A 17,903-nucleotide genomic window follows, 5' to 3' on the forward strand; every position below is an offset into this window, starting at 1 on the left:
TTGGGCTTTAGAAACGCTATTTTTAATTATCGCTACTGCAATATGATTGAGGGAAAGCCTTTAATTGTAGTTTTATAGTGCAGCTTTAATTACTTTTTTATAATAGAGAACAGATAATATGCCGAAAATGGAATACAGTACGGTATATAATAACATAACGATAATCATTGGTGTCCAAACTTCAGTTCCGAATAAGAACCAACCTGATTGAACGGCAAAATAGCTATGGAAGAGTCCGACGATTAAAGGAATTCCAAAATTGTAAAGTTGCTTTGCCCGAATCCCCCTTAGCAAGTCACCTTGGGTGTAACCTAGTTTCCGCAAAATGGTGTAACTCGGTTTTTCATCTTCACTTTCATCCATTTGTTTAAAATAAAGAATACATCCAGAAGTAATGAGAAAAGTTAGCCCTAAGAAGCCAATAATAAACATAATTAGACCCATATTTGTCTTTTGATTAGTGCTCATTTCAAGACGGGAAAAGTTAGCTTCACTAAAATCTGAAGCTAGAAAAATTTCATTTGCTTCTTTAATTTGACTGTCATCGTTAATATTAATTCCTATATATAATGATGATGGTTTTTGTATTGTTGGATCAATATCTTGCTGTAGACGTTGAAATACCGATTCGTCAACAATGGCAACGGGCAGTCCGCCATCTGTGAAATTATATGAAATAACGTAGTCGTTTCTTAATCCTACATATTGTTGAGGAATAACTTCATGTTCTCCTATTAATTTGATTGGACCAGATTTTTTTAAGGACATAAACTTTTGTAGCAAATCATTATAACCGGTGAGAATCGTTTCATCAGCAGATACATCAATATCTTCGACGCTTTGATCACTAATGACAGAAATGGTCATTGAATCCGGCTCGATATTTAATTCACTTAGGTTTGCATCTAAAATATTTCGAGCATCAATTTTCATTTGAATGACATCAATTATATTTTCATTAAATGTAATATCCTTTTCACCTAAAGCCAACTTAAATTGCTCGGCATCTTCTATGTTCGTCATCGAAAAGTTTGCAGGTACATTATTAATGGCTGATTTTTCTGCTGAGTAATAAGCAATATAACTTAAAGATAATAATCCGATAGCAAGTGCGGAAACGGTCGTAATAATTGTTAATAATGAGGCATTCGATTTCATTCGAAACATAATCGATGAAAGAGATAGTACTTCATTAATATTTAAATACCCGCCTTTACTTTTCCTTATAATGTTAGCAATAAAGCGGACGGACCCTTTATAGAAAAAGAATGTTCCAATAATGACAGAGCTGAGAATAAAGCTCATTGCTAGAAATAATTCCATCATCGATGTAAAGTCTCCACCAAATAATTTGGTCGACACATAGTATCCTAACAAGATTAATGAAATACCAAATATACCGATCAGCATTTCAAGGAAAGAAGTTTTCTTTATTTTACCTTCTGTTGATGATGTCACTCTAAACAGCGACAATATCGTTTGCCTTCTAATAAATGTATAGTTCATCATCATAATAAACAGGTAGATCACACAAAAAACAATGATAGTTTGATTAAACGCTTGTTTAGAAAAATTTAGCTGGGCGATGGCTTCGATACCAATCGTTTTAAATAAGATCATAATAATTAATTTTGAAAAGGAAAATCCAACAAATATCCCAATGAATAAGGAAATGAAATAAAGTATTAAATTCTCTACACTTAACATGCGAAAGATTTTATTTTTTGTCATTCCTATTAGTTGTAATAGACCAACTTCCTTACTCCGTCTTTTAATAAAAATATTATTGGCATATAACAGGAAGATTGAGACAATTAGAACAAGGAGCACTGAGGCAGTTTTAATAGCTGCTGCACCTTTAATAGAACCTTCAACTTCATCCATTGATGAATCGTATTGCAGTGTGACAAAAGCAAAATAAAGGGCAACACTAAAGACTAGTGCAAATACATAAAGATAATAATTTTTAAGATTTTTTTTCAGATTTTGAAAGATGAGCTGATTAATGTTCATAGTGCACCCCACCCAATACACCTTGCGTTTTCATAATATCGGTAAAGAAGGATTGTCGTTCTTGTTCACCTCTAGTAAGCTGCGTATAAATTTGTCCATCTTTTATAAAGATGACTCGATTACAATAGCTTGCAGCAATTGGATCATGAGTGACCATAATAATGGTAGAGTTACGTTTTTGGTTTAATTCACTTAGTTTGTTTAATAGATCAGAAGCAGACTTTGAATCAAGTGCACCGGTGGGTTCGTCAGCGAAAATAATGCTTGGCTCATGAATAAAAGCTCTAGCTGCTGACGTACGTTGTTTTTGCCCGCCTGAAATTTCATTGGGATACTTATCTTTCAGATCATAAATTCCAAGCTCTGTAGCGACTTCCTTAAACCTTTGATTCGCTTCTCTTTTTGGTGTTTTTGTTATCGATAATGGCAATAGAATGTTCTCTTTCACCGTTAACGTGTCTAATAAATTGTATTCTTGAAAGATAAAGCCTAAATATTTTTTTCGGAATTCGGCTAGTTGTTTTTCTTTCATTTTTGTCATTTCAAGGTTGTTTATTTTGATCGTTCCATAACTAACTTTATCAATGGAGGAAAGGACATTGAGGAGTGTTGTTTTCCCAGATCCGGATGCTCCCATAATACTAACGAATTCACCTTTTTTAATGGTAATGTCAATTCCCTTTAATACTTCTTCTTTATTCGATTTATTTCCAAAGCTTTTAGCAATTTTATTGGCCTCTAAAATATTCATATCGAAATCTCCTTAAAACTTTTTATATACTTTCCCAAATTACTTCTTCGATAATAAAAAGTTACCTCAGAAGCATAAGCTATAGTTAATAACTTAATTATAAAAAGGGATCACGTTCTTTGCCTTTCATTTACCTAACAAAATACAAAAGCATGTGACATTATTGTCACATGCTTACAATAGTAACGAAATCATTGTTTTTTGGAAACGTTAAAGTAAAGGTTGTGCTTGTATTTCGCACCGACTCTACATCAATATGTATGAGCAACGAATCTGCTGCTTTCTTTGTTAGATATAAGCCCATGCCTGTCGATGAATTATCATGATGTTTTGTCGTTGATGTAAAGCCTTTATCAAAAATTCGAGGAATATCTTTGGCATCAATCCCACGCCCAAAGTCTTTTATTCGTAAGTGAGTTTGATTATTGTGCTCATAGCTTTGAATGATAATATCCTGTGCTTCACTATATTTAATGGAATTCGTTAAAAGTTGTCGGATAATGAAGGACACCCATTTAGCATCGCTAACAACTTCCGTTAGTTCTAACTGAATGTCAAAGCCAATTCCTTTTTGAATGCACCATGACTGTAATGATTTAATTTCTTTGAAAACTAGCGATTTTAAATCAAACGTTTCTATATATAAATCATTTTCTATAAATAATAGACGCTTCTGATGTAGCTGTTGGTCCAAGAGCAAATGAATTCTGAGCCATTCATAAGTTAAATGAGCTTTTAATGTTTTATCTTCTAATCGTTCAATCATTAAATGCATAGCCGTTAATGGTGTTTTAACTTCATGAATCCAAGACAAAAGTTCGTCTTGCTCCTGCTCTAACAGAATACGATTTTGCATAGCTATCAGTCTCAAATGCTCAGTTTGATCGGAAATGCTTTGTTCGACTATTTTTTCAAAAGGACTATTAGGTTGATTGATAGCTGATAAATCAAGATTATTCTCCCATTCCTCTAGGCTTCTATAAAATTTTGTTTCTTTGTTGTAGCGAATGATTAAAAAGAAGATAAAAACCATCGTTGTTAAAAAGACCATATAGAGAATGGGTTTGAATGAGATTGTCGCATCAATATAAGCAATAAAGATAATAAGAAGTTGCTGGAATACAAATAGAGCGATCCAGCTCCACCGTTCACGTAAAAATGTTATAACCATTAGTGTGCCTCTTCCATTGCGATATAACCTTGCCCAGTTTTTGTTTCGATAAACCGCCCTAAACCAAGCTCATCTAGTTTTTTTCGTAAGCGATTTAGATTTACCGTTAAAGTGTTATCACTTACAAAGCGTTCATCGTCCCATAAGCTTGTTATTATTTCTTCTCGACTAACAATCTTATTTTTTTTCGTAATCAGTAGTTTTAGTATATATATTTCATTCTTAGTTAATTCAATGGATCCTACCTCATTGGTAACGATATTTTTCTCATAATCAACCGTTGCACCGCGCCATGTTTTTAGTGTTATTGGTTCCGTATTATAATTATATACACGGCGAAGAATGGCTTGTACTTTAGCAACCAATACTTCAAAATGAAACGGTTTTTGAATAAAATCATCAGCTCCGAGTTGCATTGACATCACCATGTCAGTTGGATGATCACGGGAAGATAAAAATATAATAGGAACGTTTGAATGAGACCGAATCATTCGGCACCAATGAAACCCATCAAACTTTGGAAGCTGAATATCAATGATAACCAAATCGGGTTTTATAGCTATAAATTGTTCCATCACCATACTAAAATCTTGAATGCCGTATACATCATAAGACCATTGCGTAAATCTATCTTTGATTTCATTAAATAGAGTTTCATCATCTTCAATTAACATCAATTTAAACAATGGATTCACCACACTTCGTGTTTTATTATTTAAAGATTATAGCAAAACTATTTTCTATGCTACAGAGATTAATTCCATTTATATTGATTTGTTACTATATAATGGATACAATATGAATAATCTTTTATATGAGGTGAAATGGATGTCTATCCGTATCGTTCGAAGTAACTAGTTATCGGGCTGGGTGAAACGCGTACCAGCTATCAAAGGGGATAGTATGTCCTTTTGATTGTATACTGACTAGATATTTGAACGGTGTCGGGAGTCATTTTTAGAGCCAGGCACTTACACTATTTAACATGAATGACCATCTATTTATGGTTTTTAAATGTTGAAATGTGATGAGTTGCTTGGTTTTTTTATACTCATTTGAAAGATTGGAGCGTAACGATTATGTTGAAAAAGATTGTGCTTCACCTAAAATGGTGGATAGTTGTTTATATTTTGCTAGGATTCACAATACAATTATTAAGTAGTTTAAGTATTGTGCTGTTTCAAAAAATCCTCGATATCACATTGGTAATCAATAGTTTTAGTGACGTATCTTCCTTAATTATTTGCTATGCAATACTGTTAGGTGGGATGGCTACACTTAACTACTTCGCCGAATACCCTAGTGTACATTTATCAAATAGTATAACAGAAAGATTGAAAATTATGGCATTATCGAAAATATCTAGAATTGATTATCAAGCATATCAACATATTGGTACAGGACAAATGATAAAGGTTATTGAGAATGGAGCGTTCGCTGGAAACAGTATTATTTATTCTTTTTTTCTCAGAACCCTTTATGAATTATTACCAACAATTATATTTAGCTTATTTTTCATTAGTTTCTATGACATAAGAATTATGGTAGTGATTGCAGTAGGATATGTAGTTGTCTTTCTTGTAACGAATATACTATTGAAATATTTGTACAACATAAAATCTACGATACTTAAAGCACAAGAAAATATGTCTAGATATTCGATACGTGGATTTATGGAGTTAGTAGTCTTTAGAACCAACAAAAGATATGATACAGAGATTAATAAATTAAGTGTTACTGCACGTAATATTATAAAAAGCAGTTCACAATTGAAAATGATACATGAATCTTTTTTTGCTATTTTTGAGTTATTTATTACTGTTATAAAAGTCATAGTTATAATTTACGGAATAAAAAGTATGTTAGCAGGTGATATATCGCTTGGGATAGTCGTGGCATTGTTTATGTTTATTGATAAGATTTATTCCCCAATTGCAATTTTTAATATTCTATTTGTGGATTATAAGCTTAATAAGGTTACTTACGATCGGTTTGACGATTTTATTAATGCTCCAGAAGATAGGAATTTGGAATTGGGGCATAAGGTTATTGAACTACAAGGTAACATTGAGTTTAGAGATGTTTTCTTTAATTATGGGAGTCTCAATATATTGAACAATATATCTTTTTCGATTGAACGAGGCACATCGGTTGCTTTTGTTGGAGTAAGTGGCGGTGGAAAGTCCACAATCATTAAATTAATTGTAGGGTTATTAAAGAAAACGGAAGGTAATATTTTGTTGGATAATTTAGAGATAGATGATATTAATCTAAACAGTTATTATGATCATATTTCTTATTTATCGCAAGAAACTCCGATTTTTGATACTTCAATTAGAGGAAATATTGTATTTGATCATAAGATTTCAGACGAAGAGATCTATAGTATTTTGGAAAAAGTTCATTTAAAAGAGAAAATATTAAATTTACCAGAAAAATTGGATACTTTGATCGGTGAGAAAGGTGTGAAATTATCGGGAGGAGAAAGACAACGACTAGCATTCGCGAGAATACTTTTTCAAAGAAGAAATGTGCTAATACTTGATGAACCTGTATCGGCACTAGATAATCTCACCGAGAAAAGTATAATGGAAACGATTTTGAACGAATGTAAGGATAAAACAATAATCATTGTTGCTCATCGGTTAGATTTTATAAGAGACGTTGATAAGATCCTCGTTGTGGAGAATGGCTCTATTATGGGTGAGGGGAATTATGATTACTTAATAGAACATAATGATTTATACAAAGCGTTATGGAATCGAAAAATGCTTAATTAATCTGGATATCTTACTATATGGAAATAACGAAAGGCACCCTTATTAGGTGCCTTTCAATGTTATATTCAGATTAGGTGGTTCAATTCACCTTTTATCTGAATAGGTTGCTTAACAGATGCTGTATTACTTCGTTTCAATAATACATACTGCTTTAGCGTCAAGAGTTAGTTGCTGCTCTACTGCATTTCCGCTAATAAGCTCTATTCCATGCCATTGACCTAATTCAACCTGTACAGCTGTATCATTATGATTCAGTATAAATAGTAACGGCTGTCCTTGCGGAGACACTCTTGTAGATACCTCAACACCTGAAATAGGTGTGATAGGTGCACTAATTCCTTTAGCCTCACAAATATGAGCTAATAACCCCTGTAGAAATGCTGGCTCAGGACTAGTTGCCACATACCATGCTTGACCTGTGCCAAATTGATTGACTGTCAGTGCAGGCATACCTTTATAAAATTCACTACCGTAAACAGCTTTTACTTCTGCACCTTCGGCATGGATCAAATCACAAACGATATTACAGTTATATTGACCAGATAATGCTCCAAGTTCATCTTGTAGTACCATTTGATTACTTTGATCAGGGAACAAGGCATCAATTTCTTCTGCCCATATTCCTAGTACTTTACGTAGCTCACCAGGATATCCGCCTAGTGTAACGATATCGTTCTCATTAACGATTCCACTAAAGAAAGTTGTTAAGAAAGTACCGCCTGTTTGCACAAATTGCTCAACTTTATCCGAATAACCATCCTTAACCATATACAGCACAGGAGCAATAACTACATCATAGTCCGATAAGTTATCTTCTACGCCAATCATATCGACTTGGACATTTTGCTGGAATAAAGCATCATAATATTTGTGTACTTCATTAACGTAATTTAAGGCAATAGTAGGTCCACTAGATAGCTCAATTGCCCATCGATTTTCCCAATCAAATACAATGGCGACTCTTGCTTTAATACGACTATCTAATATTTTATCCGATAAAGTATACAGTTCTTGTCCTAATTGAGCACACTCGCGGAATACTCTTGTATGTTCATGTCCAACATGCTCGATAACAGCGCCATGGTACTTTTCACAAGCACCAATTGATCTTCGTAATTGAAAGAATAGTACAGTATCTGCACCATGCGCGACAGCTTGATAGCTCCAAAGCTTCATTACACCTGGGCGTTTTAAGGAATTGTACGGCTGCCAATTTTGCTGACTTGGTGTTTGCTCCATCAGCATAAATGGATCTCCTTGCTTGATACCTCTCATTAGATCATGCGTCATCGAGGTTAAACTAACAGGTGTATCAAGTGACGGGTAATTGTCCCATGAAACGATGTCTACTTCCTTCGCCCACTTAAAGTAATCAAGCTCTTTGTATAGTCCCATCATATTTGTTGTCACAGGAATATGAGGTGTATGTTTTTTGATGGCTGCGTACTCTAGCTTGTAGCATTCAAGGAGACTATCTGACATAAATCTACGATAATCTAACGATATTCCTTGGAAACTAGTACGATCTGTGCCCCACTCTTCCGATAAAGCACTAGGTGGAACAATTTCCTCCCAATCGTAGAAGGTATGTCCCCAAAAATTTGTATTCCAAACTTTATTAACTTGTTCAATTGTAATATAACGTTGCTGTAGCCATGTGCGGAAACCAGCGGCACAATTATCACAATAACAGTATCCACCATACTCATTACTAACATGCCAAACGAGTAGTGCTTCGTGATCTTTATAGCGGTGAGCTAGCTTCTCAGCTAACCTTTCAGAATATTTCCGATAAGTTGGGCTATTAGGGCAAGAATTATGTCTGCCACCGAATTTACGTTTGCGACCGTCAAAGTCTACACGTAATACATCTGGATATTTGCGAGCCATCCAAGCAGGATGAGCGGCTGTACTTGTTGCCAAGCACACGTAAACACCATCTGCATGTAAACGATCAATAATTTCATCTAGACGTGAAAAATTATAAGTTTCTTCATTAGGCTGTACCAATGCCCAAGAAAATACGTTTACTGTTGCGACATCAATTCCAGCAATTTTGAACATGCGTAAATCTTCGTCCATTACTTCTTGGTCCCATTGCTCTGGATTGTAGTCTCCACCGTACCATATTTTTGGTAGTTTGCTATTAATCATCTCTACACCTCATTTTATCAAAGTTAGATATAAGAATAAGCTCAGTATATAACAATAAAAAATGTGTTAAAATATAATATATTTTCAATCATGTATAATAATATGGAAGTTTGATAATAAGGGAGTGAAAGAGTTGATCCATACACGATATGAATTAGCACCCTCTGCAATTAGTGGTTTTCCTATATTTATCGAGAGTATCGGGCATCACGAGGATCAAGAAAAAATGGTTCGTCCTGATGGCTTTACATATTTTCATTGGTTACAAACTTATGAGGGTGAAGGCGAATTTACCATCGAGGATAAGACTTACCGACTTACAAAAGGAGCTGGAGTTTTACTTTATCCAGATGTAGCTCATACGTATTTTGCTATTACGGAGAGATGGTGCACACAATATATTACGTTTGGCGGCAGTAATGTCGATATCATTCTGCGTACACTTAACATAGAGCAGTCAGCTTATTTTAGCTGGGAGGAGCATTCTCCGCTACATATGACCATTACGAACATAATAGAAAAGCTTGTAAACAATAATAATGAATTATATTATTCTAGCTATGACGCATCTTCAGACTTATACTATTTTTTCATGCAGCTCAAGCAACATGGACAGATGAATAATCGTACGTCGATTCAACGTCATATCGTACAGTTACAGCCAGTATTGGACTGGCTAGAAATTCATTATGCTGATCCAAACGTTGGACTTGAACAAATGGCAACTGTACTGAAACTGACTCCAAGGCAGATGAATACATTATTTCAAACTGCATTTCATGTTTCTCCATATGCGTATCTCATTCGGTTACGACTTAGAAAGTCTAAGGAAATGTTACTACATGAAAGAGATATAACAATTACTCAAATTGCAAGTCATGTAGGATTTCGTGATGTCAGTCATTTTGTAGCTAGCTTTCGGAAGCAGATGGAATTAACTCCTGAGAAGTTCAGGTTAATGAATTAATGTGCAGAGATTAAGTTAACCGCTCCACTCGAATGGGTAATCAAGACATCAAAAAGATGAGCGGAACGGTTACTGACTGAAAAAAGTAATAGATATGTTCTTATTTCTTCAATTGATGGGACAATCATGCTTATGCGTACTTTACTTGTTATAAGACAGTTAATTCCGGCTTCTGTGGAGTTGATGGTTTAACGAAATTAACTAATAACCAACGAGAGATTGGCCCAACGATGAGTAACTGTGCTGGTAGAGCAACGATAATATTTAGTCCAACGGTTTTAAGATATGCTATAAAATATGAACCTTCAACTCCAATCAACGTCGCTTTTAGAATAACTCCGTATATTGACATAATAAGAACCATTGAGGGAACCATACATAAAGCAATCGCCAATATAATGTTGATTTGCTTCGATTTATCATAGGGTAGCGATAACGCAAGTTTACGCGCTCTAGGTTCAACTATTGACTCTACGATAAAAGCCACGGCAAATGTTATGACAAATTGAATCAATGCACTTCCTATTGTAAAATCTGAAAATCCATGTAACGCTGTGTTATAAGTGCTCATAATAAAAACCATCCCAAAACACATAAACATTCCAAAAATAATACCTTCTTTTTTATTACTTGGCAAAATAAAACATCCTTCCTTTTAAGGGCATAGAGTTGATTATATAGGAGCGATTTTTTTCTCATAAGTGACGTTTTTGTGAATTTATTAATTTAAATGTTCTAACAGCATCTAACGGTACTTACTAACATGACAATACCAACGTATTGAGCTATACTTAGAAACGTTATAAACACCCTTCAAATTATATAGATAGGGGTTTTTGTTATCATTAAATTACATAATGTTAGTAAAAGCTTTTCGCAGTTTCAGGCGATCAATTCTGTATCGTTAACAATAAATAATGGTGAAATTTATGGGATCATTGGAGCCAGTGGAGCAGGGAAATCAACCTTACTTCGGTTAATGAATTTGCTCGAAACACCCGATCAAGGTCAAGTGGAAGTGAATGGCCAACAGCTAACAAGTTTGAACAGTACTAATCTTCGTCAAGCGCGGAAATCAATCGGAATGATCTTTCAGCATTTTAATCTAATTGCCAATAAGACCGTTTATGAAAACGTGGTAGTAGCTTTGCAATTGGCAAACTTTCCACAGAAAGACCGTAGAAGCCGCGTGCTGGAGTGTCTCCAATTTGTTGGCTTGGAAAGTTATATAGATCAATACCCTGCGAAGTTAAGTGGTGGACAAAAGCAACGTGTTGCGATTGCACGGGCATTAGCGAATAATCCGCAAGTGTTATTATGTGATGAGCCAACTTCTTCGCTTGATCCTAATACAACCGCTGAAATTTTAGCTGTATTAGAAAATATCAATAAAAGTCTTGGCGTTACAATCGTTATCGTTAGCCATGAGATGGATGTCATAAGAAGTATATGTCACCGTGTAACTGTCATGGCAGATGGAGAAATTTACGATACCTTAGCCATCCAGCCAAAAGGCATTCAAACGATAGACCATAGCCCCCAAAGCTTTGTAGAACAACTAATAAAGGGCGGTGCGAATAATCTTGCCTGAAATATTGGTTCAATATCAAGCTGAAATTATGAAGGCTATTGGAGAAACCTTCGTTATGGTTGGTGTTTCTATTTTAGCTGCAGTTCTCATTGGGCTCCCAGTAGGGACGTTTCTGTTCCTTTGCAGGAAAGGGCAACTGCTTGAAAATCAATTTAGCTTTCAACTGCTGAATTTATTAGTAAATACGATACGTTCGTTCCCGTTTCTATTATTAGTCGTTTTTCTCATACCATTTACACGTATAATTATTGGTACTGCCATTGGAACAGCAGCTGCAACCGTTCCATTAGCGATTATCGCCATTGCGCATTATTCTCGATTAGTGGAGCAATCTTTATTAGACGTACCTAAAGGTGTGATGGAAGCAGCAATTTCAATGGGGGCATCTGTTAAGGAAGTTATTTTTAAATTTCTTTATGTTGAGGCTCGTTCTGGACTTGTTCTAGGATTAACAACGTCGATTATTAGTTTTATTTCATACTCGACCATTATGGGAGTTGTAGGTGGCGGTGGTATCGGAGACTTTGCTATTCGTTATGGTTACCAGCAGTTTAAAACAGATTTGATGATGTATATGATTATTATTATGGTTATACTGGTACAGCTCATCCAATTTATTGGGACAACTGTATCAAGAATAATAGATAAAAGATAAACAGAAGCTTATGCTTTCGAAGTAACTTTTTGTTATCGAAGAAGCGGTTTTTGAAAGTTCACAAAAAGTTTAGGGAGAGATACAACATGAAAAAACTGATTTTAGTAATGACGTTATTTACATTCATTGTTGCTGGTTGTGGTCAAACGAATAATGCTAATGAGCCGAATACTAGTGGAAATGTGCCAGGTAATGAAGAAGTAACTTTGAAAGTAGCGTCATTAATTGCTCCAATGACAGAAATTCTTGATCTTGTGAAGCCAAAATTAGCTGAGCAAGGCATAAAGCTAGAAGTTGTTGTATTAAGCGATAATGTTCAACCTAATACCGCTCTTGCTGCAAAAGAAGTAGATGCAAATTTCTTTCAACATGTTCCGTACATGGAAGAATTCAATAGAAACAAAGAAACTGAGCTAGTTCCAGTGAAATCGATTTACTTTGCAAATTATGGTGTATATTCTAAAGCATATAAATCTATGGATGAACTACCTGAGGGGGCGGTCATTGCAATCGCGAATGACATTTCCAATGTTGATCGTTCACTTGCGATGTTAGCTCAACATGATATCATCAAGTTACAAGAAAAAACGGGTACATATTATACGCAAGCTGATATTATTGAAAACCCAAAAAATTATAAATTCGAAGAATTAGACTTGTTAATGTTAGCGAGAATGTATGATGATGCAGATGCAGTCGTGATGACCCCTGCTTATGCTAAACCACTTGGATTAACACCAAAAAGTGATGCACTGCTTACAGAAGGCGTAGAAAATGACTTTGCTATTACTTTAGTGGCACGTAAAGATAATGTTGACTCCGAGTCAATTCAAAAGTTAGCTGAAGCTATGACGAGTCCAGAAGTACGTGAGTTTTTAGAAAAAAACTATGATGAGACGGCTATTCCAGCGTTTTAATGAAGTAAAGGCGAAATTCCATTCAGAGTTGAATGGAATTTCGCCTTTATTTATTTATTTATCGGTTGGTTAACTCAGATCAACCCGATCAATGTTCCTAAAGCTTAGATAAGAGAGTAGTATTCCTAATGTAGCAAGTGATAATGGAATAGCTATAATGGAACTTAAGGAAAAGCCCATATTGTTTGAGCATATGACAGACACGATTAGGATGGAGGATATAATCGTAGCAGGAACTGATTTCTTACGCATACCAAAGGCAAGCGGCAGTAGGCTCATTCCCGCAGCTCCGAAAGCCTGCATTACTACATAAATGGCATGTTGATATAACACATCACTCGTTAAAGCATCGGATACATAACCAAAACCAGAATTAATAGCGATAAACATAGCGTCAATGATAAGGTTTGCTATAATGACATTAGCAAATGTCCAGACGAATACAATCGACAGCTTAGAAAAGATGAGCTTCTTACGGCTAATTGGATAAGTAAAAAGAAGAGCCATGGTCTTGTCTTTGAACTCATTAATAATTAGTTTGGATAAAAGCACCGAGGCGTAGATAATAAACGTCGCTCGGATCATAATATCTATCACTTGCAACATCTCAGGATAGCTCTGAAAAATAGGATCCACTTGTGCTTTACCTTCCACGAAGTATAACAGCATTAAAAAACCAATAATAATCCCGTAGGCGATCATCGAACCCCAAAGATAGCTATTGAAACGACCCTTTTTAAGCTCTAGCTTGATGAGATGGAACATGCTCAACACCTCCTTTAATCATATCGAAGAAGTATTCCTCTAATGTATGATGACGGCGGGTAATTGACTCGATCGGTACATCATTCATGATGAGCCCCTTAGATAACGCTTCTTGTGTAATACCCGAATCATAAATACGAATGATATGATCACTAATTTTTCTGAAGTTATTAATTTTAAGCTTTTCTTCCAACACGAATGCTGCTAAGACAGTATCTGATGTTGTAATTTCCACATAATCGGTCGTAGAAGCACGTACTGTCTCCATCGATACTTCACGGATTAATCTTCCGTTATTGATTACCCCAATTTTATCAGCCACTTGTTCAATTTCTGTCAATACATGGCTGGAGATAAGTAGTGTTATACCCCATTCATCTCGTAGTCTACGGAACAAATTCCGCATGGCGTGAATACCCTCTGGATCCAAGCCATTAATAGGTTCGTCTAACAATAATAGTTCAGGACGAGTAGAAATTGCTCTCGCAATCCCTAGTCGTTGTCTCATACCAAGTGAAAATTGTTTTACAGGTTTGTTCTCCACACCGAGCAGTTGCACCATTTCTAACGCTTCGCGAATAGCATGCTTGTTATAGTACCCCATATATTCTGTATGTAACTCTAAGTTTTGAATCGCAGTCAGCTTTTCATAGAAGGCGGGTATCTCTATCAAGTGACCAATTCGCTTCAAATGATCTCTTGAATCAAAGTGTAGTCTGTTCTCGAATAGTTCGATTTCACCGCTAGTTGGTTGAACTAATCCAAGCAGAATTTTCATTAATGTCGATTTTCCAGCACCATTAGGTCCTAGAAATCCATATATTTCACCGCGTTGAACACTCATGTTGACGCTAGATAAAACATCAGCATTGCCATAATTTTTACTAAGTAACCGCGTTCGAATAATTTCTGTCATTGTTTTCACTCCCCGTGATTTAATCATGATGTAATCATATCGTGGAAATCTCACTTTTTAATTTCGTAAACCTTACTTATTTCTTACTTTCTTGGGGAATTCTTGTTGTAGTAGCTGGGAGTGTTACGGTAAAGCTAGTATGTAAACCTGGGACACTCTCAAGATCGATACGTCCCCCTAATCTTTCAGTGAGTCTTTTGGCGATTGAAAGACCAAGTCCACTACCCTGTATATTACGATTTCTCGAGTCTTCCATTGTATACATTCTCTCAAAAACTCTGAACAGATCTGTCTTAGGTATACCACGTCCTCGGTCCTTCACCTCAATTAGAATCTTTCCTTCTGCCTGTGTAAGTGATAATCCAAGGTAGCCACCATCGGCGCCATAGCGAACAGCGTTCGAAAGTAGGTTATCAAGAACTCTAGATAAAGCCTCTTCATTGGCATATACTAATACAGCCTCATCGGGGAGATTAATATCGACCTTGAACTCTCCTTCAGAGAGAAGATCATAGTAAGCTAATATGCGATGACGGCATATTTCGCACGCATCAATAACGGAAAGTGAGATATCAAAGTCATCAGCCTCGAGCTTTGCTAGATCGAAAAATGCATTAATTAGTTCATGCACTTCAACTGTTTTTTTATATACTTGATTCAGCATTCTTTGCCGTTCATCCTGAGCTAAGTCTGCATTTCTTGTAAGCATCTCTGCATAGCCCATAATAACTGTGAGTGGTGTCTTCAAATCATGAGATACATTAGCAAGCATCATCCTCATAGCCCGTTCCGTTCTTGTGTAATCAGCTGCTAACTGACTCGAATGGTCAAGCAACGAATTGATCGATTGAAGCAATTCTCTTAACTCGCGATCATCGGTTACAATTTGGAGACGTTCTAGAAGTAGAGAGTTACTACTCTCCGTAAATTCTCTAGTTTTTTCACTTATGTAATTTAACTCTTTTCGAGTAAAATGATTTATCATACGCTCACGTACATATAAAAATAAAAGGCCGACTATAGTAATTATCCAAATCCACCAGAATCCGTTCACTTATATCTCTCCTAGCCGGTAACCAATTCCCCACAGCGTACGGATGTAGCGTGGATTGGATGGATCATCTTCAATCTTCTCTCGTAAGCGTCTCATATGAACGTTAATGACATTATCATCACGGTAATAGTCTTCGTTCCATATAAGTTCAAATAGAAGAGCTTTCGTATAGACCCTTGTTGGGTTCTGAATGAACAGCTTTAGAATTTGAAATTCAGTTGAAGTGAGCTTGATTTCCTGATTTTTTTTCGTTACTTTGAAGTTATCGGGATCAATCGTTAATTCACCGATAGAAAGCAATTGTGAAATCGGTGTATGTTCAGGTTCCACATGCGAATATTGCGTCGCCCTACGAATGGATGCCTGTACGCGTGCAGCTAGTTCAAGTAGCGAAAATGGCTTCGTAATATAATCATCAGCTCCAAAGCGTAAACCAAGCGCTTTTTCGACTTCGTTATCTTTCGCAGAAAGAATAACTATCGGAACACGGCTTTGTCCCCTTATGAGCTGTAAAACTTCTAGTCCACTCAACTTAGGTAGCATTAAATCAAGTAATACCAGATCATAGCTGCTAGACAAGAACTGCTTGAGAGCCTGTTCACCGTTATCAACAACTGTAGTTGTATAGCCCTCTTTGGCTAAGTAATCGACCACCATCGTACTTATTGCAGCATCGTCCTCGATAAGAAGCAGGTTTCCCTCCATAGCATAATTCCCTCAGTTCGTTAAAATATTAGTAATTATTCCCTATTTTACGTTAGGAGGGTCTTTCCTACAAGAAGTAGAATTTCTATATTCATACAACCGATTTCACATAGTGGGAGCTAGCATAACAATATGCTAAGCAATGATACAATCGACATTATTAAATACAGAGTGTCACTACCTGATGTAAATGGAACATATATTACAAAAAAATAAGCTAACCTTCTAGTAATTGAAGGTTAGCTTATTGGGGTTCTATGTAGTAGTCCACTATGATGCAGTAAGGCTCTCTAGAAATCTATTATTTCTGCAGTAGAATCTCTAGATCTATTGCTTCTGCTTTAGGGTCTAGCCATGACTTAATTGCTAATTGTAGTGCCTCTAAACTACTCTCTCTTGGCATATAATAGTATAATTTGTTGATATATTCATCATAGCCATCAATCATGTAGTTAGATATTTCGGGCGTGGTCTTTACTAAAGTTTCTGCCCAATCTGTTATATCGTCTGCCTTCATATTTGTTGTAAAATTTTCTCCGCCTATTTTAATAAGATCATCTATTTTTGATAAGTTTCCTATAGTCATCATTTCCTTAATCATTGCACCAATAAAAATTCGTTGTCTTTCCGTTCGATAGAAGTCAGAATCTTCACGATAGCGGACATAGTTGAGAGCATCAACGCCATAGTATCTAGGCTTATTTGCTTCAATTGTAAATTTATCATGATATTTGCTCTTATTAACGATATCCTTTGTAATAGGAAGTTTTACTCCTCCTATCGTGTCTACAACATCAATCAAACCATTAAAGTTAATCGTTGCATAATAATGGGCAGGATTGCCCAAAAATTGTTCAATTGTCTCAATACTCATTTTTGCACCACCAAAGGCAAAAGCAGCATTTACTTTATCCTTATAATTCTTTCCTACAATATCTACATAGGTGTCTCTTGGGATTGATACGAGCAATAATTTACTATCATTTGGTCGAACTACAGCATAAATTATAGCATCTGATCGTGCAGCTTCCTGCTCTCTTTGATCAACTCCTAGTAATAATAATGAGAATGGCTCCTTATCTTTTATTGCTATCTGTGGCTCAACATTATCTATCGGGACATAAGCGTGCTGGAATGCTTTATCGATATCTTCGGAGTACAATGATTTAAATAGCCAAAAGGCGATTTGATTTTTGAATGTTAGCCCACATATTGCAGCGATAAGTACGACTATTAAGCTTATATATAATATGATTTTTTTACGCTTCTTTTTATTGATGAGTATTAGAGTGCTTGAAGTAGCTTTTATTAGTTTATTTGACGTCTGCTTTTCAGTACTCAATCAATTCACCGTTCCTTTTAATATACTGTAATATTATGTAACTATTAAGACGTTGAGTGATTATTAAAAGTTGCATTTCGTATTCATTTGCATAAATCAAAAAAACAGCGTTCGAGAGCCTT

The 17,903-nt window shown here is 35.6% G+C and carries 16 protein-coding genes; 5 read left to right on the top strand and 11 right to left on the bottom strand.

Annotated elements, in window-relative coordinates; genetic code table 11:
- Positions 1 to 72: 72 nt before the first annotated feature.
- The 4 genes from NV377_RS14790 to NV377_RS14805 form a co-directional block, all read right to left on the bottom strand.
- Positions 73 to 2,013 carry an FtsX-like permease family protein gene (locus tag NV377_RS14790; RefSeq protein ID WP_258201559.1) on the bottom strand — a complete coding sequence of 647 codons (1,941 nt, stop codon included), beginning with the start codon at positions 2,011 to 2,013 and terminating at the stop codon, positions 73 to 75.
- Positions 2,003 to 2,764, bottom strand: coding sequence for an ABC transporter ATP-binding protein (locus NV377_RS14795; protein WP_258201560.1), 762 nt, complete (start codon positions 2,762 to 2,764; stop codon positions 2,003 to 2,005). Before NV377_RS14795 ends, NV377_RS14790 begins: the two co-directional genes overlap by 11 nt.
- A gap of 166 nt (positions 2,765 to 2,930) precedes the next feature.
- Positions 2,931 to 3,935 carry a sensor histidine kinase gene (locus tag NV377_RS14800; protein WP_258201561.1) on the bottom strand — a complete coding sequence of 335 codons (1,005 nt, stop codon included), beginning with the start codon at positions 3,933 to 3,935 and terminating at the stop codon, positions 2,931 to 2,933.
- Positions 3,935 to 4,621: a response regulator transcription factor gene (locus tag NV377_RS14805; RefSeq protein WP_258201562.1), complete on the bottom strand. Its 687-nt coding sequence runs from the start codon at positions 4,619 to 4,621 to the stop codon at positions 3,935 to 3,937. The genes NV377_RS14800 and NV377_RS14805 overlap by 1 nt, the downstream gene beginning before the upstream one ends.
- A gap of 393 nt (positions 4,622 to 5,014) precedes the next feature.
- Here NV377_RS14805 and NV377_RS14810 point away from each other — a divergent pair, with 393 nt between their 5' ends.
- The gene (locus tag NV377_RS14810; protein ID WP_258201563.1) at positions 5,015 to 6,715 is read left to right on the top strand and encodes an ABC transporter ATP-binding protein; all 1,701 of its coding nucleotides are present in this window, start codon (positions 5,015 to 5,017) and stop codon (positions 6,713 to 6,715) included.
- Positions 6,716 to 6,838: 123 nt separating this feature from the next.
- On the opposite strand, the gene NV377_RS14815 is transcribed toward NV377_RS14810, so the two are convergent.
- A complete protein-coding gene (locus NV377_RS14815) occupies positions 6,839 to 8,869 on the bottom strand; it encodes a beta-galactosidase (protein ID WP_258201564.1) in 2,031 nt (676 codons plus the stop codon).
- 133 nt (positions 8,870 to 9,002) lie between these two features.
- Here NV377_RS14815 and NV377_RS14820 point away from each other — a divergent pair, with 133 nt between their 5' ends.
- Positions 9,003 to 9,836 (top strand): helix-turn-helix domain-containing protein, encoded by an 834-nt coding sequence (locus NV377_RS14820; RefSeq protein WP_258201565.1) that lies wholly within the window; start codon positions 9,003 to 9,005, stop codon positions 9,834 to 9,836.
- Between the two features lie 148 nt (positions 9,837 to 9,984).
- Here NV377_RS14820 and NV377_RS14825 read toward each other — a convergent pair whose 3' ends face one another.
- Entirely contained in the window at positions 9,985 to 10,473 is a 489-nt protein-coding gene (locus NV377_RS14825) for a DUF2798 domain-containing protein (protein ID WP_506737370.1), read from the bottom strand.
- Between the two features lie 204 nt (positions 10,474 to 10,677).
- Here NV377_RS14825 and NV377_RS14830 point away from each other — a divergent pair, with 204 nt between their 5' ends.
- The 3 genes from NV377_RS14830 to NV377_RS14840 all read left to right on the top strand — a co-directional run bounded on the left by NV377_RS14830 (position 10,678) and on the right by NV377_RS14840 (position 12,999).
- Positions 10,678 to 11,427 carry a methionine ABC transporter ATP-binding protein gene (locus NV377_RS14830; protein WP_258201871.1) on the top strand — a complete coding sequence of 250 codons (750 nt, stop codon included), beginning with the start codon at positions 10,678 to 10,680 and terminating at the stop codon, positions 11,425 to 11,427.
- Positions 11,420 to 12,082 (top strand): methionine ABC transporter permease, encoded by a 663-nt coding sequence (locus NV377_RS14835; RefSeq protein WP_258201566.1) that lies wholly within the window; start codon positions 11,420 to 11,422, stop codon positions 12,080 to 12,082. The genes NV377_RS14830 and NV377_RS14835 overlap by 8 nt, the downstream gene beginning before the upstream one ends.
- An 86-nt stretch (positions 12,083 to 12,168) precedes the next feature.
- Positions 12,169 to 12,999, top strand: coding sequence for a MetQ/NlpA family ABC transporter substrate-binding protein (locus NV377_RS14840; protein WP_258201567.1), 831 nt, complete (start codon positions 12,169 to 12,171; stop codon positions 12,997 to 12,999).
- 69 nt (positions 13,000 to 13,068) lie between these two features.
- Here the strand turns inward: NV377_RS14840 and NV377_RS14845 are convergent, their stop codons facing one another.
- The 5 genes from NV377_RS14845 to NV377_RS14865 all read right to left on the bottom strand — a co-directional run bounded on the left by NV377_RS14845 (position 13,069) and on the right by NV377_RS14865 (position 17,781).
- Positions 13,069 to 13,764, bottom strand: coding sequence for an ABC transporter permease (locus tag NV377_RS14845; protein ID WP_258201568.1), 696 nt, complete (start codon positions 13,762 to 13,764; stop codon positions 13,069 to 13,071).
- Positions 13,736 to 14,680 carry an ATP-binding cassette domain-containing protein gene (locus NV377_RS14850; protein WP_258201569.1) on the bottom strand — a complete coding sequence of 315 codons (945 nt, stop codon included), beginning with the start codon at positions 14,678 to 14,680 and terminating at the stop codon, positions 13,736 to 13,738. Before NV377_RS14850 ends, NV377_RS14845 begins: the two co-directional genes overlap by 29 nt.
- A 76-nt stretch (positions 14,681 to 14,756) precedes the next feature.
- Positions 14,757 to 15,734: a sensor histidine kinase gene (locus NV377_RS14855; protein WP_258201570.1), complete on the bottom strand. Its 978-nt coding sequence runs from the start codon at positions 15,732 to 15,734 to the stop codon at positions 14,757 to 14,759.
- Positions 15,735 to 16,439 carry a response regulator transcription factor gene (locus tag NV377_RS14860; protein WP_258201571.1) on the bottom strand — a complete coding sequence of 235 codons (705 nt, stop codon included), beginning with the start codon at positions 16,437 to 16,439 and terminating at the stop codon, positions 15,735 to 15,737.
- Positions 16,440 to 16,740: 301 nt separating this feature from the next.
- Entirely contained in the window at positions 16,741 to 17,781 is a 1,041-nt protein-coding gene (locus NV377_RS14865; protein WP_258201572.1) for an LCP family protein, read from the bottom strand.
- Positions 17,782 to 17,903: the final 122 nt, after the last annotated feature.

This window comes from Paenibacillus endoradicis (assembly GCF_024721975.1).

Bases quoted from the DNA above. Each gene is read 5' to 3' on its own strand.
- NV377_RS14800 (WP_258201561.1), bottom strand. From the start codon at position 3,935: ATGGTTATAACATTTTTACGTGAACGGTGGAGCTGGATCGCTCTATTT.
- NV377_RS14850 (WP_258201569.1), bottom strand. From the start codon at position 14,680: ATGACAGAAATTATTCGAACGCGGTTACTTAGTAAAAATTATGGCAAT.
- NV377_RS14795 (WP_258201560.1), bottom strand. From the start codon at position 2,764: ATGAATATTTTAGAGGCCAATAAAATTGCTAAAAGCTTTGGAAATAAA.
- NV377_RS14840 (WP_258201567.1), top strand. From the start codon at position 12,169: ATGAAAAAACTGATTTTAGTAATGACGTTATTTACATTCATTGTTGCT.
- NV377_RS14815 (WP_258201564.1), bottom strand. From the start codon at position 8,869: ATGATTAATAGCAAACTACCAAAAATATGGTACGGTGGAGACTACAAT.
- NV377_RS14845 (WP_258201568.1), bottom strand. From the start codon at position 13,764: ATGTTCCATCTCATCAAGCTAGAGCTTAAAAAGGGTCGTTTCAATAGC.
- NV377_RS14860 (WP_258201571.1), bottom strand. From the start codon at position 16,439: ATGGAGGGAAACCTGCTTCTTATCGAGGACGATGCTGCAATAAGTACG.
- NV377_RS14810 (WP_258201563.1), top strand. From the start codon at position 5,015: ATGTTGAAAAAGATTGTGCTTCACCTAAAATGGTGGATAGTTGTTTAT.
- NV377_RS14790 (WP_258201559.1), bottom strand. From the start codon at position 2,013: ATGAACATTAATCAGCTCATCTTTCAAAATCTGAAAAAAAATCTTAAA.